This is a genomic window from Phytobacter massiliensis JC163, from assembly GCF_000321045.1.
GTDB lineage: Bacteria > Pseudomonadota > Gammaproteobacteria > Enterobacterales > Enterobacteriaceae > Phytobacter_A > Phytobacter_A massiliensis.
The window spans coordinates 531,005-534,324 of record NZ_HE578947.1 but is presented as its reverse complement, the minus strand read 5'-3'; the positions used below and the strand labels follow the sequence as shown (position 1 = coordinate 534,324).

Below are 3,320 nucleotides of genomic sequence, written 5' to 3'. Positions count from 1 at the left end.
ATCGTCTTTACTATCGGTTTTCGGCAGACGCACCATGTCCACGCCCGCGCGCACGACCGCTTCGAGGTCGGCGAGACCAAACGGGGTGTTGAGCGGATTAATACGCACCACGGTTTCAATGTCCTGATACAGCGGGTGCTGTAGCGCGTGATGCACCAGCAGGCGGGCGGTATCTTTCTCTCGCAGGGAGACGGCATCTTCCAGATCGAACATCACCGCATCAGCGCCGTAGACAAACGAGGTGCTCAGCATGGCGGCATTGGCGCCGGGGATAAAAAGCATACTGCGACGAGGTTTCATAGCGGGCTCCATTGCAGTTGAGATTGTTGGGCAGCGCGCAGCGCCGCGGCCTGAACGCGCGCCTTGAGCACGCACTCCAGCGCGCCTTTATCATCGACGACCACGTTTGCACGGGTGACGCCGAGCTGCGCCAGCGTCTCTCTGACCACCTGCTCAATCGCCGCGCCGAACTGCTGCTTAACGATACTGTCGATTTCAAGCTGAATGCCCGGCTCACTTGCAGGCCCGATCCTGACCATCACATCGCTGGACTCCAGCGTGCCGGCCAGGGCATCAATCTTCATTTCCATAGAAACTGATCCTTAGTTATGACGGTAAACTCAGGCGGTTTGCTGCTCGCGTTCCGCCCGATGCATCAGATAAGAGAGGGTTCCCGCAGGAACCAGCGGCGCAATGGCGGACCACTGCCGCTCTTTGTAGAGTTTGCGAACGCGCGAGGCGGAGATCGGCCCGCCCTCTTTTTCCACCCGCTCCAGCTCCACTACCGTAATGGACGGCGTCTCGCCGGGCGCTTCCAGCAGCTGTTTCATGCGTTTGTTGTAGTTGCGGGTCAGAGGACACAGCGGCTCGTTGCCGACAAAACGGTGGGTAATGTGCAGCGCCGGGGCCAGGCGTTCGCGGAAAAGCTGTAAATCAATCTGGCAGTAGCAATCATCAACCACGCCTTTATCTTTCAGGAAATAGCCGGGGAAAGTCGCCCTGGAGATAACGTAGGCTGAACCCGGATGCAGGGTGACGTTGTCGATCCCGGCGATCCCCTGCTCTATCAGCGCCACGCGGTCCTGATAGCTAAAGAAAGAGGCGTCTTCCTTGACCACAAACAGATGGAGCCAGTCGCACTGACGGGCGGCCTGCTCTACCAGCCAGCGATGCCCGAGCGTAAATGGATTGGCGTTCATGACGATCGCGCCGATTTTGTCCCCCGGCTGGCGGTACATTGCCAGCTGGCGGCAGTAGCGCGCCAGCCGTTCGCGGCTGTTTTCCATGAGCACCGCGCGATTCCCTGCTCTGGCGATAGGCCAGAACCCGGCGCAGGAGAACATCGCGGCGTTATACGGCTTGGTGAATAAAAACAGCTCGCTGCGCCCCAGCTCATACGCCTGGGTCATCAGTTCAGTCAGCAGTTTCAGGCTGACCCCTTCCCCCTGCAGCGACGGGTCGACGGCGATACATTTCAGCACGCAGCCGGCAATCGCCCCGCAGCCAACAATACGCTGCCCATATTCAGCCACAATCGCCAGTTCGCAGTCGGCTTCCAGCGATAGCTGATGCTGGCGAAGAAAAGCGTCGATGGCATCCCGCCTGCCCGGATCTTTTTGCAGCGCGATGCGTTTTAATATCAGATTCATTTTTTTGCGCTTCATTAACCATAAACGGCCTGTATTTCGCCACCGTTGCTACGGATGTTCTTTTATTTAAATCACATTTTTCCCCGTGCTTTAATTAGCTTTATGGTTTTTATGTTGTTAATTATTTCAGGGAAATAAAAATAATTAAATTAATAAAAAACACGGCTATTAAGTGAAGAAAATCACATCGCAAGCAGAAACATATTTATTACTATCCGCCCGTCTTGCTACTACTGTTTCTGAATAGGATAACCTTTATGGCTAATATGAGTCGGGCTCCGGCAACGGAGAAAAAGGGCATTGGCGATATACTGGGATTTAAAGTCTTTGGTATGCCGCTGCCGCTTTACGCGTTCGCGTTAATCACATTATTACTATCGCATTTTTATAATGCGTTACCGACGGATTTAGTGGGCGGCTTCGCCATCATGTTTATTATCGGGGCGGCATTCGGTGAGATAGGTAAACGCCTGCCGATATTTAACAAGTATATTGGCGGCGCGCCGGTAATGATTTTTCTGGTTGCCGCTTACTTTGTTTATGCCGGTATTTTTACGCAAAAAGAGATCGACGCCATTACTAACGTGATGGACAAGAGCAACTTCCTGAATTTATTCATTGCGGTATTGATCACCGGCGCAATCCTGTCGGTAAACCGTAAGCTACTGCTCAAATCTCTGCTCGGCTATATTCCCACCATCTTAATGGGTATCGTCGGTGCTTCTGTATTCGGCATCCTGATCGGCCTGTGCTTTGGCATTCCCGTTGACCGCATCATGATGCTCTACGTTCTGCCGATCATGGGCGGGGGTAACGGCGCAGGGGCGGTTCCGCTGTCAGAAATTTATCACTCGGTAACCGGGCGCTCGCGTGAAGAGTACTACTCTGTCGCTATCGCTATTCTGACCATCGCCAATATCTTCGCTATCGTGTTTGCTGCGGTTCTCGACATTATTGGTAAGAAACACACCTGGCTGAGCGGCGAAGGCGAGCTGGTGCGTAAATCGTCATTTAAAGTAGACGATGATGAAAAAGCGGGCCCCATAACCCATCGGGAAACTGCCGTTGGCCTGGTTCTGGCGACCACCTGCTTCGTGCTGGCTTATGCTATCGCGAAAAAGATCCTGCCGACCATTGGCGGCTTTTCCATCCACTATTTTGCCTGGATGGTAATTATCGTTGCGGCCCTGAATGCCTCCGGGCTCTGCTCACCGGAAATCAAAGCCGGTGCGAAACGCCTGTCTGACTTCTTCTCTAAACAACTGCTGTGGGTACTGATGGTTGGCGTCGGCGTCTGCTACACCGATCTGCAGGAGATCATCGATGCCATTACCTTCGCCAACGTCATTATTGCCGCGGTGATTGTGATCGGCGCGGTTCTCGGCGCGGCTATCGGCGGCTGGCTGATTGGCTTCTTCCCCATTGAATCAGCGATTACCGCAGGCCTGTGCATGGCAAACCGCGGCGGTTCCGGCGACCTTGAAGTGCTCTCCGCCTGTAACCGTATGAACCTCATCTCCTACGCGCAAATCTCCTCCCGTCTGGGCGGCGGTATTGTGCTGGTCATCGCCAGCATCGTGTTCGGCATGATGATGTAAAAACGCGCACGATGGCGCTGCGAATGCGCCATCGTGCCTTTATTGTTGGGATCTTTTAATGAATCAGGCTGTA

General features: G+C 54.0%; 4 protein-coding genes. 1 reads left to right on the top strand and 3 read right to left on the bottom strand.

Going from position 1 to position 3,320, the window contains the following annotated elements:
• From ENTHG_RS16555 to citC, 3 genes are all read right to left on the bottom strand, one after another.
• The coding region (locus ENTHG_RS16555; RefSeq protein ID WP_237567498.1) for an aldolase/citrate lyase family protein at positions 1 to 300 on the bottom strand (300 nt) is incomplete at its 3' end.
• Positions 297 to 590, bottom strand: coding sequence for a citrate lyase acyl carrier protein (gene citD, locus ENTHG_RS16550; RefSeq protein WP_044182047.1), 294 nt, complete (start codon positions 588 to 590; stop codon positions 297 to 299). The genes citD and ENTHG_RS16555, both read right to left, overlap by 4 nt.
• A gap of 30 nt (positions 591 to 620) precedes the next feature.
• The gene (gene citC / locus ENTHG_RS16545; protein ID WP_044182544.1) at positions 621 to 1,649 is read right to left on the bottom strand and encodes a [citrate (pro-3S)-lyase] ligase; all 1,029 of its coding nucleotides are present in this window, start codon (positions 1,647 to 1,649) and stop codon (positions 621 to 623) included.
• A gap of 257 nt (positions 1,650 to 1,906) precedes the next feature.
• Between citC and citS the strand changes: the two genes are divergently transcribed.
• Positions 1,907 to 3,247 (top strand): citrate/sodium symporter CitS, encoded by a 1,341-nt coding sequence (citS, locus tag ENTHG_RS16540; protein ID WP_044182045.1) that lies wholly within the window; start codon positions 1,907 to 1,909, stop codon positions 3,245 to 3,247.
• Positions 3,248 to 3,320: the final 73 nt, after the last annotated feature.

Coding starts and splice junctions, on each gene's coding strand:
- citD (WP_044182047.1), bottom strand. CDS start 590: ATGGAAATGAAGATTGATGCCCTGGCCGGCACGCTGGAGTCCAGCGAT.
- citC (WP_044182544.1), bottom strand. CDS start 1,649: ATGAATCTGATATTAAAACGCATCGCGCTGCAAAAAGATCCGGGCAGG.
- citS (WP_044182045.1), top strand. CDS start 1,907: ATGGCTAATATGAGTCGGGCTCCGGCAACGGAGAAAAAGGGCATTGGC.